The following is a 17,237-nucleotide window of genomic DNA, read 5'->3' on the forward strand; positions in this document are numbered from 1 at the left end:
TTTCCCACCAGCCCCCGACGGTGGAAGGAGGCGTAGCCGCACCTGACCGGTCGACGCTCCCAGGGGCCCTCCCGAGGTCGCGCGGCCGGATTCGAAAGATCAGCCGGCCATCCGGAAAAGGGAGGTCACGTGGACATCGTGGTCAAGGGTCGAAACGTCGAAGTGCCGGACCATTACCGGGTACACGTAGCGGAGAAACTCGCAAAAATCGAGCGCTACGATCACAAGCTCATCCGGGTCGATGTGGAGCTGTTCCACGAACGCAATCCCCGGCAGTCCGACACCTGCCAGCGAGTGGAGATCACCTGCGTCTCCCGGGGCCCGGTGATCCGGGCCGAGGCCTGCACGAACGACTTCTACAGCGCACTGGACGCCGCGATCGCCAAGCTGGACACCCGACTGCGCCGGGCGGCCGACCGCCGCCGCGTACACCGGGGCCGGCACGCGCCGATCTCGGTCGCCGCCGCCACCGCCGGTCTGCCGGTGGCCGGCCTGGACGACACGAACGTGTCCGCCGGTGGCACGGCCACCGCCGTCGAGGAGCGCCCGGAGGAGCACGACGACCAGCCCTGGCACATCGCGCGGGCGAAGGTGCATCCGGCCGACCCGATGACCGTCGACGACGCCCTGTTCCAGATGGAACTCGTCGGCCACGACTTCTACCTGTTCCACGACAAGGAGTCCGGCCGCCCCAGCGTCGTCTACCGTCGCCACGCCTACGACTACGGCATCATCTCCCTCGACACCTGACCCACCCGCCCCGCTCTCTCCGCCCACCCGGCGGTGTCGATCAAGAGGTTCGCGTCACCTTCGGAGATCCAGCTGACGCGAACCTCTTGATCACCGCAGCGGGAGGGGCCGGGGATCGGTGGACAGGAAGGACCAGAGGACGGTGTCGGGGCGGGGGGTGTCCGGCGTCGGGGCGGGGAGGCGGGCGCGCATCACGCCCTCCCGGTGGAAGCCCGCCCGGCGCAGCACCCGCTGGGAGGCGGTGTTCCAGGTGGCCGTACCGGCCCAGAGGCGGGCCAGGCCCGCCGGGCCGCACGCCCAGCCGGCCAACAGCCGGACCGCCCGGGTGGCCAGCCCCCGCCCGCGCGCCTCGGGCAGCAGGCTGTAGCCGATCATCGCCTGGCCGGTGGCCGGCTCGTCGTGGATCAGGGCGCAACCGCCTACCATCGTGCCGGTCGCCGCGTCGCACAGCGCGAAGTCGGCCGCCCGGCCGGTCAGCCACTCGCTCTCGGCGACGGCACAGCGCCGGTCGATGTCCGCCCTGCTCGGTGGAACCGGACGGACCCGGGTCGCCACCACCTCGGCGCGGGTGTGCAACAGGTGCAGCACCTCGGCGTCGGCAGGCGCGAGCCGGCGCAGGGTCACCACCGTGTCGGTGAGCCGCCCGTCGGGCAGGTCCGGCAGCAGGCGTGGGACCGGGTCAGGCGGGTCGTCGGCGAGGCGTACCCAGGCGAGCAGGTCGTACCGGCTGCCGTCGCGGTCCAGGCCGGCTGCCCGGCGTACCCCCTCGGGGTGGAAGCCGGCGGCCAGCGCGACCCGCTGGCTGGCCGGGTTCTCGGCCCTGATCAGCAGCTCCAGCCGGGCCAGGCCGGCCTGGAACGCGGCCGCCGCCAGGGCCCGGGTGGTGGCGGTGGCGATCCCGCGCCGCCGGGCCCGCGGTGCCACCCAGTAGCCCAGCTCCGCCTGCCCCCGGCCCGGCACCACCTGGCTGAGCCCGGCCCCGCCGACCAGCCGGTCGGTCCCGGCATCGACGATCGCGTACGCCGCGCCGCCGCTGCGCCACGCCGCCGGGGCGCCCTCGGAGATCCACCAGTGCGCGTCGGCGACCGTGTACGGCTGTGGCATCACCGGGTTGAAGCGCAGGTTCACCGGGTCGTCGCAGCCGGCGGCGAGGTCCCCGGCGTCGTCGCGCCGCAACGGCCGCAGCCGCACCGGTCCGGCCTCGATGACCGCCGGGGTCACGTCAGGTCCTCGCCAGGATCGATGGTCCGTGGGTTCACGTCAGGTCCTCGGCGAGCAGCGCGCCGACCCAGGCGTCGACCCGCTCACCCCGGTGCGACACCCCGCCCCGCAGGGTGCCCTCGACGGTGAAGCCGGCCTTCTCGGCGGCCCGGCGCGAGGCCGTGTTGCCGACGTGGGCCTTCCACTCGACCCGGACCAGGCCGAGACCGGTGACGCCCCAGGCGGCGAGCGCGCCGAGCGCGGCCGGCATCCAGCCCCGGCCGCGGGCGTGCGGCGCGGTCATGAAGCCCACCTCGGCCCGCAGCGGGTCGACGGGGTTCAACCGCAGGTCGACGGTGCCGGCGAAGGCGTCGTCCGGGTCGGCCAGCACGAAACACGCGCTGGTGCCCCGCGCCCAGGCCAGCCCGCCGTAGGTCAGGTAGCCCTCGGCGTCGGTGCGCCGGTAGGGGTGCGGCACGCTGGTCCACCGGACGGTGTCCGGGTCCTGGCAGGTGGCGACCACCCCGTCCAGGTCGCGTTCCTCCATCGGCCGCAGCCGCAGCTCGGTGTTCCCGGCGCTGGCGAACAGGACGGGCTGCGGCCGACCGAAAACGGCGGCCCGCCGGGCGTCCAGGGTGCCCGGCCCGGCCGGACCGTCCGCGCCGGCCGCCGGCACCTCGCCGGGCAGCAGCGAGCCGACCCAGCCCTCGACCCGGCCGTCGCCGGCGGGCCGGGCGAGCCGCAGCTCACCGGAGATCTGGAAGCCGGCCCGCAGGGCGACCAGCCGGGAGGCGTGGTTGCCCACCTCGGCCTGCCAGATCAGCCGACGCAGCAGCAGGGCGTCGAAGGCCCAGCGGGCGACCGCCCGGGTGGCCCGCACGGTGACCCCCCGGCCCCGGGCCCAGGGGGCGGTCCAGTAGCCGACCTCGCCGGTCTCGACCGCCTGGTCGATCGCGACCAGGCCGCAGGAGCCGAGCAGTTCGCCGGTGGCGGCGTCGCAGACCGCGAACGGGGCACCGCTGCCCTCGGCCCAGGCACGGGCGCTCATCCCGGTGACGAACCCGTGGGCGTGTTCAGGCCGGTACGGACGCGGTACGGTGGTCCAGCGCTGGATGTCCGGGTCCTGGCAAGCCCGGTGCACGTCGTCCGCGTCCGAGGCGAGCCACGGACGCAGCAGCAGGCCGTCCTCGATGATCTCCACAGGCTCCATCCGAGTCATCGTGCCGGATCGTTCGCGGTGGGCGTAACCGGATAACCGCCGGGCGGCGGGTTGAGCCGAGCGTTATGTCGGTTTGGTCGGGTCGGACCGCCGCCACCAGTGACCATCGCGCCGACTGAGCGCCTACGATGGTTCGAGACTGTCTAGGGGAGCGTTGATCCGTGTCGATTCTGGAAAAGGTCCTCCGCGCGGGCGAGGGCCGCATGGTGCGTCGGCTGAAGGCCATCGCCGCCGCCGTCAACTCGATCGAGGACGACTACGTCAACCTCACCGACGACGAGCTGCGGTCACTGACCGACCAGTACCGGGAACGGCTCGCCGACGGTGAGACCCTCGACGACCTGCTGCCCGAGGCGTTCGCCACGGTGCGCGAGGCGGCCGCCCGGGTGCTCGGCCAGCGGCCGTACGACGTCCAGGTGATGGGTGGCGCGGCGCTGCACTTCGGCAACATCGCCGAGATGAAGACCGGTGAGGGCAAGACGCTGACCTCGGTCATGGCCGTCTACCTCAACGCGCTCTCCGGCAAGGGCGTGCACGTGGTCACCGTCAACGACTACCTGGCCCAGCGCGACGCCGCCTGGATGGGGCAGGTGCACGAGTTCCTCGGCCTGACCGTCGGCGTGGTGCTGCCCAACCGGCCGGCCGCCGAGCACCGCGCCGCGTACGAGTGCGACATCACCTACGGCACCAACAACGAGTTCGGCTTCGACTACCTGCGCGACAACATGGCCTGGTCCCGCGACGAGCTGGTCCAGCGCGGGCACAACTTCGCCGTGGTCGACGAGGTCGACTCGATCCTGATCGACGAGGCCCGGACCCCGTTGATCATCTCCGGACCCGCCGAGCACTCCGCCCGCTGGTACGGCGAGTTCGCGGCCGTGGTGGGCCGGCTCCAGGCCGGCAAGGACGGCGAGGGCGACTACGAGGTCGACTACGCCAAGCGCACCATCGCGGTCACCGAGCGCGGCGTGGCCAAGGTGGAGGACCGGCTCGGCATCGACAACCTCTACGAGTCGGTGAACACCCCGCTGGTCGGCTACCTCAACAACGCGATCAAGGCCAAGGAGCTCTACAAGCGCGACAAGGACTACATCGTCAGCGACGGCGAGGTCCTGATCGTCGACGAGTTCACCGGTCGCATCCTGCACGGCCGCCGCTACAACGAGGGCATGCACCAGGCGATCGAGGCCAAGGAGGGGGTGGAGATCAAGCAGGAGAACCAGACCCTGGCCACCATCACCCTCCAGAACTACTTCCGTCTCTACGAGAAGCTGTCCGGTATGACCGGTACGGCCCAGACCGAGGCGGGCGAGTTCAACAAGGTCTACAAGGTCGGCGTGGTGACCATCCCGACGCACCGGCCGATGGTCCGCGAGGACCGCGCCGACGTCATCTACAAGACCGAGAAGGCCAAGTTCAACGCGGTCATCGAGGACATCGCCGAGCGGCACCAGGCCGGCCAGCCGGTGCTGGTCGGCACGGTCTCGGTGGAGAACTCCGAGATCCTGTCCACGCTGCTGCGCCGCCGGGGCATCCCGCACTCCGTGCTGAACGCGAAATTCCACGCCCGCGAGGCCGAGATCGTCGCCCAGGCCGGCCGCAAGGGCGCGGTCACCGTCGCCACCAACATGGCCGGCCGGGGCACCGACATCCTGCTCGGTGGCAACGCCGAGTTCCTCGCCGCCAGCGAGCTGCGCCAGCGCGGTCTCGACCCGGCCGAGCAGGAGGAGGAGTACGCCAAGGCGATGGAGGAGGTCCTGCCCACCTGGAAGCAGGCGTGCGAGGCGGAGGCCGAGGAGGTCGCCGCCGCCGGTGGGCTCTACGTGCTCGGCACCGAGCGGCACGAGTCCCGCCGGATCGACAACCAGCTGCGTGGTCGGGCCGGCCGACAGGGTGACCCGGGTGAGTCCCGGTTCTACCTGTCGCTCCAGGACGAGCTGATGAAGCGGTTCCGGGCCGGTGCGGTCGAGGCGGTGATGGAGCGGTTCAACATCCCCGAGGACGTGCCCATCGAGTCGAAGATGGTCACCCGGCAGATCAAGAACGCCCAGGCCCAGATCGAGGGCCAGAACGCCGAGATCCGCAAGAACGTCCTCAAGTACGACGAGGTGCTCAACAAGCAGCGCCAGGTGATCTACGCCGAGCGGCTGCGGGTGCTCAACGGCGAGGACCTCTCCGACCAGGTCCGCAACATGATCGACGACACCGTCGGCGCGTACGTGGTGGGCGCCACCAGCGACGGTTACGCCGAGGACTGGGATCTCGAACAGCTCTGGGCCAGCCTCAAGCAGCTCTACCCGGTGGGCGTCACCATCGAGGAGCTGGAGGAGGAGGTCGGCTCCCGGGCGGGCCTCGACCAGGACTTCCTGCTCGCCCGCCTCCGGGAGGACGCGAACGCCGCGTACGACCGGCGGGAGGAGAGCCTCGGCGAGGAGGCCACCCGTCAGTTGGAGCGGATGGTGCTGCTCCAGGTCATCGACCGCAAGTGGCGCGAGCACCTCTACGAGATGGACTACCTCCAGGAGGGCATCAGCCTGCGGGCGTACGCCCAGCGCGACCCGGTCATCGAGTACCAGCGCGAGGGCTTCGACATGTTCGCCACGATGATGGAGGGCATCAAGGAGGAGACGGTCGGCTTCCTCTACAACCTGGAGGTGCAGGTCCAGGAGCCGGAGCCGGAGGCCGAGGAGGTCCAGCTGCTGGAGAAGCCGGTCGAGATCCGGGCCAAGGGTCTGAACCGTGCGCCGCAGCAGCAGGGGCTGCAATACTCCGCCCCGACGATCGACGGTGAGGCGGGCGCGGGTGCGGTGGCCGTGGAGCGGCCCGAGCCCGAGCCGTCCGCCCCGGCGCTCGGCATCGGGGGCGGGCAGCCGCAGGCTCCGTCGCAGGCCCGTCCGGCCGCCGGTGGGTCGCGTCGCCCGGCTGCCGCCGGGGCGAGCGGTCAGGCCGCCGCAGCCAGCACCGCCCGGCGGAACACCGGCCCGGTCGACCGGGCCGCCGAGGGTGGCCCGTCCCGCAACGCCCCCTGCCCGTGCGGCTCCGGTCGCAAGTACAAGCGCTGCCACGGCGCCCCCAACGGCGGCGCCTGACCCACCGCCCCAGCCTGATCCGGGGACGCCCTCCCGCTCTGTCGAGCGGGAGGGCGTCCCCGTTCCCGTCCCCTCCCGCCTTCGCCTTCGCACCCCTGCCTTTGCGCCCCCGCCTCTGTGCCCCGGCCTTTGTGCGGTGATCAAGAGGTTTGCGTCAGCTTCGAAGATCAAATTGACGCAAACCTCTTGATCAACCCGGCCAGGCGGACCGGGCCGGGCGGTCCCACCGGGCCGGGTGGTCCCACCGGGCCCGGGTGACTCCACCCGGGCCGGGCGGGTCGGGGTGGGTCAGATGACCTGGAGGGCGGTGCAGAGCCAGTTGCCCCGGCGGTGTTCGAGGCGCAGGGCCATCGCCCAGCTCCGGCTGCCGCCGGTGACCACGGCGGCCACCTCGACCGCCGCCGGGCGCGGCTGGCACACCCGCAGTCGGCGCAGGTGCACGGCGGGCCGGGTGGAGCGGCGGCGTACCGGCGGGGTGCGGGCAGCGGCGCGGGCGAGCTGCTCGGCCACCTCGACGGTGCGCCCCGGCTCGACCAGGGCCCGGATCTGGCCGGGTGGCCGGTAGCCGTTGAGGATCTCCAGGCAGGTGCCGACGAACCGGTGGGCGGCCCGGGTCGCCTCGGGCGTGGTGGTGGCGGGCGGCGGCAGGGGCGGGGCGGCCGGGTGCCCGGGCCGGGATGGGGGATCGGGCCGCCGGCCGGTGGGTCGGCCGGCGGCGGGCCGACCCGTGCCGAACAGGTCGAGGGCGAGTTGGCCGGGTGGCCGGGGCCAGAGATCCGGCACCTCGTCGACGTAGGGCGGGTCGGTGACGGGGGCCGGGCGTAACCGGATCGGCGGTCGGGTCGGCCCCGGACGGCGGGAGTCGGCCATCGTTGCCCCCTCGTTCTCTGCGTTTGCCTTCGTTTGCTTTCGACAGCGTCGATTGTCGGGCACGGCAACGCCCAGGGTCAATGGCTCAGCGGGATGGTCCGGTCACTCCGGGTCGCGGTCGGTGAGCGGGTTACCGCGTACCCACTCGGCGGTCTCGGCGTACTTGAGCTGGATGTACTCCTCCAGCCGGGCCCGCTCGACCCGCCACTGTCCCCGTCCGCCGATCTTGATGGCGGGCAGCTCGCCGCTGCGTACCATGTGGTAGACCTGCGAGTCCGACACGTTCAGCTCGGCGGCCACGTCGGAGAGCAGGAGAAACCTCGGCTCCACGGAAACCCCTCGGCTTGGCGTCGTTCGGCCCAGTTTGCCACCGACAGCCTTCCCCGCCCAGCACCGCCCGTCGACGGGTGCGGCGGCTTCCCCCGGGGCGGTGCGCGGTGTATGACGGTCTGGACGTACGGCATGATCGGCGTTCGGGGCGGCCGTCCGCCGCCCCGGTGAGTGGAGACGACCAGGGGAGACGACCGTGGGCGACGAGCTGGTCCGGGTGTACGTGCCGGCGACCATGCCGATGCTGGCCCTGCTGCGGGAGCGGGGGCTGCCGGCCAGCGGCGGCCACGCGGTCACCCCCGCCCTGCGCGAGTGGTACGCCGAGGGCGACGAGGAGGAGTTGGAGTACGTCGCCTTCACCCGGGCCGCCCAGGACGCCCTGCAACTGCTGCGGGAGGACCCCGACGCGCCCCGTCGCCGGGTCGTGGTGTCGGTGGACCTGCCCGCCGGGGCCGTCGGCCGGGGTGACGGTGAGCTGGGTTCCAGCGTGGTGGACCTCGACGGGCCGCTGCCGGCGTCGGCGGTGGCCGCACTGCACGTGGACGGGGCCGAGGCGGTCGGGGACGTGGCCGCCGCCGTGGACGTGGTGGTCGAGGCGCTCGCCGGTGACCCGGACGCCCAGTTCACGGTCGACGGGGCCGAGGACCACGAGCTGGAGTGGTACGACCCGTCCGAGTGGGAACTGCTGCTGCGTACCGCCTCCTGAGCGGGGCGGGCCGGATCAGTCCTCGGCGGGGTCCGCCGGATCGTCGTCGCGCGGGGTCGGGCCGAGGGTGCGGCCGAAGAGGACGACGGTGGTCAACGCGCCCACGAAGAGCACCCAGATGCCGTTGTCGATCCGCGAGGTGCCCATGCTGGTCTGGGCCACCGCGTCCGCCTCGCTCAACGCGCCCGCCAGGTCCAGCAGGGTCCGCCCGCCGATCCGGATGATCACCTCGGTGAGCAGCAGGAGCAGGCCGGGCCCGGCCCCGGCCAGCAGGTAGGCCGGCCAGCGCGGGGCCGTGGCCTCCGGGGCGTGCCGGACGGCCCGGCGGCGGGCCCAGGTCAGGTAGCCGAAGGCGAGCAGCCCGGCCACCAGCCCGCCGAGCAGCGACTCGGTGCGGGAGACCCACTTCGCGGCGCCGACCAGCGACGCCTGGGAGTCGCCGGCCCCGAACAGGTCGAACAGCGGGTCCCGGGCCTGGCTGAACAGCACCACGAACAGCAGTGTGCCGAGGGCGGCGGTGACCACCGCGCCGACCGGGGCCGGGGTACGCGCCCCGGCCAGCGCCCCACCGATGATGGCCGCCGCCGCGCTGGTGCCGGCGATGGTGTTGGTGGTGGCGTTGTCGGCGTACGTCAGGTTGATCGCCAGTGCGGCGCCCAGCCCGACCAGCATGCCGGCTCCGATCGCCGCCGCGAAGCGCAGCGCTGCCCGGTCGCCGAGCCGGCGGGCGGCCAGCTCGCTCGCGGCCAGCGCGACGGCCGCCCCGGCGACCAGGGCGGCGGAGATCACCCCGGGCAGGGCGAAGGCGGACAGCGTGATCGCGGTGAGGCCGACCGCCGCCGAGTGGATCGCCTCCCGGGTGGACCAGAGCATCGCCGCCAGCCAGCCGAGGGCCAGCGCCGCCAGCACGGGCGTGCCCGGTGCGTACCCGGTGCGCCCGGCCGGCCGCTCCGGCGACCGGTCGATGGACTCGGCCGTCGAGCTGCCGGGCTGGTTGCTCATCGTCTCCCCTTCGACACCGCGCCACCCCGGCACCGGGACGGGCCTCACCCTCCGAACCAGCGTACGCGGACGGGCCGGACCGCCCCGGGCTGGGCGTGGCGGCGCCCGGCCTGCCCGGGGGCCGGGCGCGGGCGGGCCGCCCGGGACGCCGGGCCGACGTGCCTGGGTGTGCCGGCGGGCCGGCCCGGCCGTGGGAACCGGTCCGCCCTGTCTTTCTTCGTTCGGATAGCGCTTCCGCTGCGGAATCGTCACCGAACAGCAGGTGTCCGCCTCGTGATCCACGGTGTGGGGCGGGCGGGGCGTGAGCCTGCCGAGCCGGGCGTGGGAGAATCGCCGGAGGTCCCGCCGCCGCGATCAGCTACCCCGCGCGGTGTCCGGCGTCCGGCCGTCCGGTCGGTGCCTGCGGGTCCGATTTCGCCGCCGCTGTCGAGATCGCCCAGGAGCCTGTGATGGACGCCGTGTTCTCCGTACCCGAGCCGCGCAACGAGCCGGTACGCACCTACGAGCCGGGCAGCGCCGACCGGGAGCGGCTGGAGCGGCGGCTGACCGAGCTGGCCGCCGACCGGATCGACCTGCCGATGACCATCGCCGGTGAGCAGCGGATGGCCGGCGGTGACCCGATCGACGTGGTCCAGCCGCACCGGCACGCGCACGTGCTCGGGGTCACCGGTCACGCCACCCACGACGACGCCCGCGCCGCCGTGCGGGCCGCCAAGGACGCCGCGCCGATGTGGCGGGCGCTGCCGTTCGAGGAGCGGGCCGCGGTCTTCCTGCGCGCCGCCGAACTGCTGGCCGGCCCGTGGCGGGACACCCTCAACGCGGCCACCATGCTCGGCCAGTCCAAGACCGCCGTCCAGGCCGAGATCGACGCGGCCTGCGAGTTCATCGACTTCCTCCGGTTCAACGTGCACTTCGCCCGGGAGCTGCTGGCCGCCCAGCCGAACTCGTCGCCGGGGGTGTGGAACCGGTTCGACCACCGCCCGCTGGAGGGGTTCGTCTACGCGGTGACCCCGTTCAACTTCACCGCGATCGCCGGCAACCTGCCGTCCGCGCCGGCCCTGCTCGGCAACACCGTGGTCTGGAAGCCGGGCCCGACCCAGCAGTTCGCGGCGCACTTCACCATGCGGCTGTTCGAGGCGGCCGGCCTGCCCCCCGGCGTGATCAACATGGTCACCGGGCGGGGCGAGGAGGTCTCCGACGTGGTGCTCGCCGACCCGGACCTGGCCGGCATCCACTTCACCGGCTCGACCAAGGTCTTCCAGCAGCTGTGGCGCACGGTCGGTGAGAACATCGCCTCCTACCGTGGCTACCCCCGGCTGGTCGGGGAGACCGGCGGCAAGGACTTCGTCGTCGCGCACACCAGCGCCGACGTCGACGCCCTGCACACCGCGCTGATCCGGGGCGCCTACGAGTACCAGGGCCAGAAGTGCTCGGCCGCCTCGCGGGCGTACGTGCCGCGGTCGCTGTGGTCCGGCGGGCTGCGGGACCGGCTGGCCGCCACCGCCCACGCGTTGACCTACGGCGACGTGACCGATTTCGGCAACTTCGGCGGTGCGGTGATCGACGCCCGCGCGTTCGACAGGCACACCGCCGCGCTGGAGCTGATCGGCGGGGACCCCAGCTGTCGGGTGCTGGCCGGTGGCACCGCCGACGACACGGTCGGGTGGTTCGTCCGGCCGACCCTGTTCGAGTGCACCGACCCGGCCCACGAGACGTTCACCACCGAGTACTTCGGCCCGATCCTCGGCGTGCACGTCTTCGACGACGCCCGGTTCGACGACGTGGTCGCCCAGGCCGAGTCGATCGCCCCGTACGCGCTGACCGGGTCGGTCTTCGCCACCGACCGCCGGGTGATCGACGCGGTGGCCGAGAAGATGCGGTACGCGGCCGGCAACTTCTACGTCAACGACAAGCCGACCGGCGCTGTGGTCGGGCAGCAGCCGTTCGGGGGCGCGCGGGCCAGCGGCACCAACGACAAGGCCGGCTCCTGGCACAACCTGGTCCGCTGGATGTCCCCCCGGACCATCAAGGAGACGTTCGTGCCGCCGACCGACCACACGTACCCGCACATGGGCTGAGCCCGCGACGGCCGGCGGTGGCGTGCGACGACGTCCCCGCCGGCCGGGCCCGCCCGACCCGGCGACGGGCCGGCACGCCCTGCGCGGTCGGGTCCGGGGCGGCGGTCGGGGGTGGTCCTGGGAGCACTGTCGTCGGCCGACAGTGCACATTGGAAATCCTCCCGGGTGGCAAATCCGGAAATCCTGGACGCCGGGACGGCAAAGTGGCAGCTTAGAGGGCATGGCGGATTCCGGAGTCAACCCCACCGCGGCGGCCCTGCTGGGTCTGTTGCACGAGGGGCCGATGACAGGTGGCCAACTGATGGCCGCCGCTGAGCGCCGACTGGCGCCGTACTGGTCGATGACACGCAGCCAGGTCTACCGTGAGTTGCCGGTGCTGGCTGAGCGTGGTTTCGTGCGGCTGGGCAAGCCCGGGCCGCGGATGAGTCAACCCTACGCGATAACCGCGGCCGGCAAGCGGACCTTCTCCCGCTGGCTGGCGGAGAATCCCGGTCGGGACACCATCCGCAACCCGATCGCCCTGCGGATCGCGTTCGGCAACCTGCACTCGGCCAGCCAGCTCAAGAACCTCTACGCCTCGGCGAACGAATACCACACCGAGGCCCTCGCCTACGTCCGCGAACAGGTCAAGACCGCCAAGAAGGAGGGCGACGAGTACGACGCCAGCGCGCTGGAGTTCGCCGTCGCCTACCACAAGGCCGCGCTGTCCTGGCTCAAGACCGCCCCGGTCGGCTGATCATCCGCCCTGGTAGGTGGTGTGACGTGAGCGGACCGCCGCACGCACAGTACGCTTGTCTGTCGTGACCGCTGCCGATTACGCCGAACAGCTCAAGGAACTCGACGCGACCCTGCGCAACATCGAGTCGGTGCTCGACCTCGACCGTCTGCGGGAGGAGAAGGCCCGGCTGGAGGAGCAGGCGTCCGCGCCGGATCTCTGGGACGACCAGGCCAAGGCACAGCAGGTGACCTCGCAGTTGTCGTACGTCAACGGCGAGATCAGCAAGCTGGGCAGCCTGCGGTCCGGGCTCGACGACGCCCGGGTGCTGCTGGAGCTGGCCGAGGACGAGGCCGACTCCGGGGCGCTGGGCGAGGTCGAGTCCGAGATCGCCACGCTGACCAAGGCCATCCAGGAGATGGAGGTCCGCACCCTGCTCTCCGGCGAGTACGACTCCCGGGAGGCGCTGGTCGCCATCCGGGCGGGCGCCGGTGGGGTGGACGCGGCCGACTTCGCCGAGATGCTGCTGCGGATGTACCTGCGCTGGGCGGAGCGGCACGGCTACCCGACGGAGGTCTACGAGACCTCGTACGCCGAGGAGGCGGGCCTCAAGTCCGCCACCTTCACCGTCAAGGTGCCGTACGCCTACGGCACGCTCAGCGTCGAGTCGGGCACACACCGGCTGGTCCGGATCAGCCCGTTCGACAACCAGGGCCGCCGGCAGACCAGCTTCGCCGGGGTGGAGGTGCTGCCGGTCACCGAGCAGACCGACCACATCGACATCCCGGAGAACGAGGTCCGGGTGGACGTCTACCGCTCCTCGGGGCCGGGTGGGCAGAGCGTCAACACCACCGACTCGGCGGTGCGGCTCACCCACATCCCCACCGGCATCGTGGTGACCTGCCAGAACGAGAAGTCCCAGCTCCAGAACAAGGCCTCCGCGATGCGGGTGCTCCAGTCCCGGCTGCTGGAGCGCAAGCGGCAGGAGGAGGAGGCGAAGCTGGCCGGCCTGAAGACCGGCGGCACCAGCTCCTGGGGCGACCAGATGCGCTCGTACGTCCTGCACCCCTATCAGATGGTGAAGGATCTGCGAACCGAGCAGGAGACCGGCAATCCGTCCTCGGTCTTCGACGGCGAGCTGGACAGCTTCATCGAAGCCGGTATCCGCTGGCGCAAGCAGCAGCAGCTCGCCAACGACGCTGCGTGATCGAGTGTGAACGGGGCGCGTCGTCGATCCCGGGTTGACCGGGCGAATCGATGACGCGTCCCGCATCGGCGGGGCGTGCCACTTGGCTCTGCGGTTACACCGCGTAGACTCACCACCCGTGATTCAGCTTGAGCAAGTGACGAAGACGTACCCGAAGGCGTCCCGGCCTTCGCTCGACAACGTGTCCGTCTCGATCGAGAAGGGCGAGTTCGTCTTCTTCATCGGACCATCCGGCTCCGGCAAGTCCACGATCATCAAGATGCTGCTGCACGAGGTCGCCCCCAACAAGGGCCGGGTCATCGTCAACGGCAAGGACGTCACGTCGATGCGCTCCTGGAAGCGACCCCACTTCCGGCGCTCCATCGGCTGCGTCTTCCAGGACTTCCGGCTGCTGCCGAACCGCACCGCCTACGAGAACGTGGCGTTCGCCCTGGAGGTGATCGGCAAGACCAAGGCGGTGGCCCGCCGGGTCGTGCCCGAGGTGTTGGAGCTGGTCGGTCTCGGTGGCAAGGAGCACCGGTACCCGCACGAGCTGTCCGGTGGAGAGCAGCAGCGGGTCGCGGTGGCGCGGGCGTTCGTGAACCGTCCGCTGATCCTGCTGGCGGACGAGCCGACCGGAAACCTGGACCCGGACACCTCGATCGAGATCATGCGCCTGCTGGACCGGATCAACCGCACCGGCACGACCGTCGTGATGGTCACACACGACTCCAACATCGTGAACCAGATGCGCCGTCGCGTCGTCGAGATCGAAAGCGGCCGCATCGTGCGCGACCAGGCCCGCGGCGTCTACGGGTGAGCCGGCGCTCCACCCCTGCCGTACGACCTGACGACGAACACCTCACGCCGGAGAGCCGGAGGAACACCCGATGCGGATGAAGTACGTCCTGTCCGAGGTACTGGTCGGACTGTGGCGCAACGTCACCATGACCGTCGCGATGATCATCACTATGGCGGTCTCGCTGACCATGCTCGGCGCCAGTGGCCTGATGTACAAGCAGGTCGGCGACATGAAGGACCTCTACTACAAGAACGTCGAAGTCTCGATCTTCCTGAAGACCGACGTCACCGAGCAGCAGCGCACCGACCTCGATGCCAAGCTGAAGAGCGACCCCCTGGTCAAGGAGGTCCTCTACGTCAACAAGGACGAGGCGTACAAGACCTTCAAGGAGATGTACCAGGACGCACCCGACCTGGTGAACGCCGTGAAGCCGGACCTGCTGCCCGAGTCGTTCCGGCTGAAGCTGGTCAACCCGGAGCAGTACAAGAACATCTACGACCAGTACCAGGGCACCGAGGGCGTCGACGTGATCGTCGACCAGAGCCGGCTGCTGGACAAGATCTTCAACGTGCTCACCGCGATCCAGAACATCGCGCTGGCCGCCGCCGTGGTGATGGCGATCGCCGCGCTGCTGCTGGTCGCGAACACCATCCAGGTGGCCGCGTACAGCAAGCGGCGTGAGGTCGCGGTCATGAAGCTGGTCGGCGCGTCGAACTGGTTCATCCAGGCGCCGTTCGTGCTGGAGGCGGTGGTCGCCGGCCTGATCGGCTCGCTGCTGGGTCTGGTCGCGCTGATCGGGGCGAAACAACTGCTGTTCAGCGGCTCGTTGAAGGCGCTGGAGGGGCTGCTCTCGCCCGTCCAGTGGTCGGACATCTTCCTGATGTTCCCGCTGATGGCCGGCGTCGGTGGCCTGATCAGCGCCGCCACCGCCTGGGTCACGCTCCGCTTCTACCTGCGGGTCTAGTCACCGCAGGGCTCTCCGTGGGGACCCTCCCGCGCCGGAATAAACGGCGCGGGAGGGTCCTTGTCGTTCGGGTAGCATGATCCCCGCTCACCGGCCGGGTGGTCGGTGCGCGTAGTGGAAGGGAGGTGGCGCCGGATGCCACGGGAAAAGGGCCGCAAGGTGGTCGCCTCCAACCGGAAGGCCCGCCACGACTACGCCATCCTCGACACCTACGAGGCAGGCATGGCGTTGACCGGCACCGAGGTCAAGTCGCTGCGTGCCGGGCGGGCCTCGCTGGTCGACGCCTTCGCCCAGGAACGCGACGGCGAGTTGTTTCTGCACGGCATGCACATCCCGGAGTACACCCAGGGCACCTGGACCAACCATGAGCCCCGGCGTACCCGCAAGCTGCTGCTGAAGCGGATGGAGATCGACAAGTTGATCGGCAAGACCCGCGAGGGGGGCCTGACCATGGTCCCGTTGCAGGTCTACTTCTCCGACGGCTGGGCCAAGGTGGAGATCGCCCTGGCCAAGGGCAAGAAGTCGTACGACAAGCGGCAGGACCTCGCCAAGCGGGACGCCGACCGGGAGATCGCCCGGGTGTCCGGTCGCCGGGGCAAGGGGATGGACGACTGATTCGTCCCGTCTGTCCGGGTCGGCGTGCCGGGCCGGGGCTCGGGATGAAACCCGTTGCGGCAGGCGTTAGTCTGGACAGTGCCGCCACACCCGGCGGCCCGTCGAGGGGGTGACTGGTTTCGACTTCGTACGCAGCGACAGGGGAAGCGAGCCGAGGAAGCCGACGTCGTCTCGAGAATCGGTCGTCGGAAACCAATAAGCGCCAAGCAAAATCGCGCTGACTTCGCTCTCGCCGCCTGAGGCGAGTAGTGAGTCTGTCGGCCTGGGAACGCCTTCGTCCCAGTTAGCCGGCATCAGCTAGAAGGCTGGCCAATCGGACCCGGTCGCGGGGTCCGTGCGGCGAGATCAATCAGCGACTGGGCCCGTCACACCAACTTGCTCGCGTGAGCGGTGGGGCCGAGTAGAGGCATAGCGAGCTGCGCTCGGAGAAGCCCTGACAAACCGGCGAAGGACCCGGGTTCGATTCCCGGCACCTCCACCACCTCGATGATGCGCCCCGGTCCCCACGGACCGGGGCGCATCACTGTTCCCCCGCCCGTCCCTGCCCGCCTCGCGCTGGTTGATCAAGAGGTTTGCGTCAAGTTGATCTTCAAACTTGACGCAAACCTCTTGATCAACGGGATGGTGGCGGTGGGGCGGGGTGAGGCGTTGAGGGGGAGGGGAACCGGGAGGGGCGGGTGGGCGTCTCAGGGGGATGCGGCGACTCGTAGGGCTGGCGTGGGGATTGGGGCTCCTGGTGGCGGCGGGTGGGTGTGCGGCAGCCGGCTCGGTGCCCGGTGGTGCGGTGCCCGGTGGGGCGGTGGACGGCGGGGCGGTCGGGAATGATCCGGGTCGGCAGCGGGAGGCGTTCGACGAGCGGGCCGCCGAGGTCGCCGGGGCGTGGCGGCCCGGCCCCGAGTGGTCCAGCGGCTATCTGCCCCTGCAGGACGCCACGGTGCTCACCGGCCAGCCGGGCTTCGACGCCGGCACCGAGGCGGCCTTCCGCGCCGGCTGGTACCGGGACCAGATCGCGCTGCCGACCGCCGTACCCGCCGACGGGGCGATCCGGTTCCCCGACGGTGCCCTGACCGTCCCGCTGATCAGTGCCGCCGAGGCGTACCGGCAGCTGGACCAGGGCGACCCGCCACCGTGCGAGGGACGGCCCCGGGGACCACGGCCCGCCGAACCCACTGCCGGCACCCGGCCGGACGATCCGGTCTCCACCCAGGCCGCCTGCATCCCGCTGACGGTCACCGGGGTCATCCTGGGCACCGCCGAGGTGCGTACCAGCCGGGGGATCGCCGCCGTACCCGCCTGGATCTTCACCGTGGCGGAGCTGACCAGCCCGGTGGCCCGTCTGGCGGTGTCGCCCCGGGCGGTCACCGCCGCCCCGGAGCCCGCTATCCCGGACCGGTCCCTGCCGGCCGGGGTGGCCGGTGCCGACCGGCTCCGCCGGATCGACGGCGCCCGGCTGACGTACACGGTCGGCATGGGCGCCTGCGACAGCGGACCCACCGCCCTGGTGTGGGAGCGCGACGACGTGGTGGTGGTCGGCGGCGGGGTGGTCCGGGGCACCGGGGAGTGCATCGACCTGGCGGTGCTCAAGCCGGTCACCGTGACGTTGGCGGCCCCGCTCGGGAAACGCCCGGTGCTCGACGTCGCCACCGGCCGGGTGCTCACCCTCACCGCCCACTGACACACCCGGCCTCCCGCCGTATCCGGGCTCCCCGCC

At 71.5% G+C, this 17,237-nt stretch carries 15 protein-coding genes and 1 other RNA gene; 11 read left to right on the top strand and 5 right to left on the bottom strand.

Annotated elements, in window-relative coordinates:
- The first annotated feature begins 129 nt into the window (after window positions 1–129).
- Window positions 130–750 carry a ribosome hibernation-promoting factor, HPF/YfiA family gene (gene hpf / locus ACN268_RS26970; protein WP_421485712.1) on the top strand — a complete coding sequence of 207 codons (621 nt, stop codon included), beginning with the start codon at window positions 130–132 and terminating at the stop codon, window positions 748–750.
- 90 nt (window positions 751–840) lie between these two features.
- Here hpf and ACN268_RS26975 read toward each other — a convergent pair whose 3' ends face one another.
- Together ACN268_RS26975 and ACN268_RS26980 are read right to left on the bottom strand one after the other, a co-directional pair.
- The gene (locus ACN268_RS26975) at window positions 841–1,971 is read right to left on the bottom strand and encodes a GNAT family N-acetyltransferase (RefSeq protein ID WP_421485714.1); all 1,131 of its coding nucleotides are present in this window, start codon (window positions 1,969–1,971) and stop codon (window positions 841–843) included.
- A gap of 34 nt (window positions 1,972–2,005) precedes the next feature.
- A complete protein-coding gene (locus ACN268_RS26980) occupies window positions 2,006–3,160 on the bottom strand; it encodes a GNAT family N-acetyltransferase (RefSeq protein ID WP_421485716.1) in 1,155 nt (384 codons plus the stop codon).
- A 170-nt stretch (window positions 3,161–3,330) separates the two neighbouring features.
- On the opposite strand from ACN268_RS26980, the gene secA reads away from it, so the two are divergent.
- Window positions 3,331–6,258 carry a preprotein translocase subunit SecA gene (secA, locus tag ACN268_RS26985; protein ID WP_421485719.1) on the top strand — a complete coding sequence of 976 codons (2,928 nt, stop codon included), beginning with the start codon at window positions 3,331–3,333 and terminating at the stop codon, window positions 6,256–6,258.
- Window positions 6,259–6,546: 288 nt separating this feature from the next.
- On the opposite strand, the gene ACN268_RS26990 is transcribed toward secA, so the two are convergent.
- Together ACN268_RS26990 and ACN268_RS26995 are read right to left on the bottom strand one after the other, a co-directional pair.
- The gene (locus tag ACN268_RS26990; RefSeq protein WP_421485721.1) at window positions 6,547–7,128 is read right to left on the bottom strand and encodes an Rv3235 family protein; all 582 of its coding nucleotides are present in this window, start codon (window positions 7,126–7,128) and stop codon (window positions 6,547–6,549) included.
- Between the two features lie 102 nt (window positions 7,129–7,230).
- On the bottom strand, window positions 7,231–7,458 hold the full coding sequence (locus tag ACN268_RS26995) for a helix-turn-helix domain-containing protein (protein WP_067306191.1): 228 nt from the start codon (window positions 7,456–7,458) through the stop codon (window positions 7,231–7,233).
- Window positions 7,459–7,654: 196 nt separating this feature from the next.
- On the opposite strand from ACN268_RS26995, the gene ACN268_RS27000 reads away from it, so the two are divergent.
- A complete protein-coding gene (locus ACN268_RS27000; RefSeq protein ID WP_421485722.1) occupies window positions 7,655–8,164 on the top strand; it encodes a DUF6912 family protein in 510 nt (169 codons plus the stop codon).
- Window positions 8,165–8,179: 15 nt separating this feature from the next.
- On the opposite strand, the gene ACN268_RS27005 is transcribed toward ACN268_RS27000, so the two are convergent.
- Entirely contained in the window at window positions 8,180–9,166 is a 987-nt protein-coding gene (locus ACN268_RS27005) for a hypothetical protein (protein WP_421485724.1), read from the bottom strand.
- Between the two features lie 449 nt (window positions 9,167–9,615).
- On the opposite strand from ACN268_RS27005, the gene pruA reads away from it, so the two are divergent.
- From pruA to ACN268_RS27045, 8 genes are all read left to right on the top strand, one after another.
- Window positions 9,616–11,244: an L-glutamate gamma-semialdehyde dehydrogenase gene (pruA, locus tag ACN268_RS27010; protein WP_421485726.1), complete on the top strand. Its 1,629-nt coding sequence runs from the start codon at window positions 9,616–9,618 to the stop codon at window positions 11,242–11,244.
- Window positions 11,245–11,464: 220 nt separating this feature from the next.
- Window positions 11,465–11,980 carry a PadR family transcriptional regulator gene (locus tag ACN268_RS27015; protein WP_067306179.1) on the top strand — a complete coding sequence of 172 codons (516 nt, stop codon included), beginning with the start codon at window positions 11,465–11,467 and terminating at the stop codon, window positions 11,978–11,980.
- Window positions 11,981–12,044: 64 nt separating this feature from the next.
- Complete coding sequence (gene prfB, locus ACN268_RS27020) at window positions 12,045–13,166, top strand: peptide chain release factor 2 (RefSeq protein WP_421485727.1); 1,122 nt, start codon at window positions 12,045–12,047, stop codon at window positions 13,164–13,166.
- A 118-nt stretch (window positions 13,167–13,284) separates the two neighbouring features.
- Window positions 13,285–13,965: a cell division ATP-binding protein FtsE gene (gene ftsE, locus ACN268_RS27025; RefSeq protein ID WP_088642977.1), complete on the top strand. Its 681-nt coding sequence runs from the start codon at window positions 13,285–13,287 to the stop codon at window positions 13,963–13,965.
- 70 nt (window positions 13,966–14,035) lie between these two features.
- Window positions 14,036–14,911, top strand: a complete 876-nt coding sequence (gene ftsX / locus ACN268_RS27030) for a permease-like cell division protein FtsX (RefSeq protein ID WP_204927318.1) — start codon at window positions 14,036–14,038, stop codon at window positions 14,909–14,911.
- A gap of 135 nt (window positions 14,912–15,046) precedes the next feature.
- Window positions 15,047–15,526 carry an SsrA-binding protein SmpB gene (smpB, locus tag ACN268_RS27035; RefSeq protein ID WP_204927317.1) on the top strand — a complete coding sequence of 160 codons (480 nt, stop codon included), beginning with the start codon at window positions 15,047–15,049 and terminating at the stop codon, window positions 15,524–15,526.
- A gap of 105 nt (window positions 15,527–15,631) precedes the next feature.
- Window positions 15,632–16,007: a transfer-messenger RNA gene (gene ssrA, locus ACN268_RS27040) on the top strand.
- A gap of 213 nt (window positions 16,008–16,220) precedes the next feature.
- A complete protein-coding gene (locus ACN268_RS27045) occupies window positions 16,221–17,201 on the top strand; it encodes a hypothetical protein (protein ID WP_421485728.1) in 981 nt (326 codons plus the stop codon).
- Window positions 17,202–17,237 lie beyond the last annotated feature (36 nt).

The organism is Micromonospora sp. WMMD735 (genome assembly GCF_049178995.1).
GTDB classification, from domain to species: Bacteria; Actinomycetota; Actinomycetes; order Mycobacteriales; family Micromonosporaceae; genus Micromonospora; species Micromonospora wenchangensis.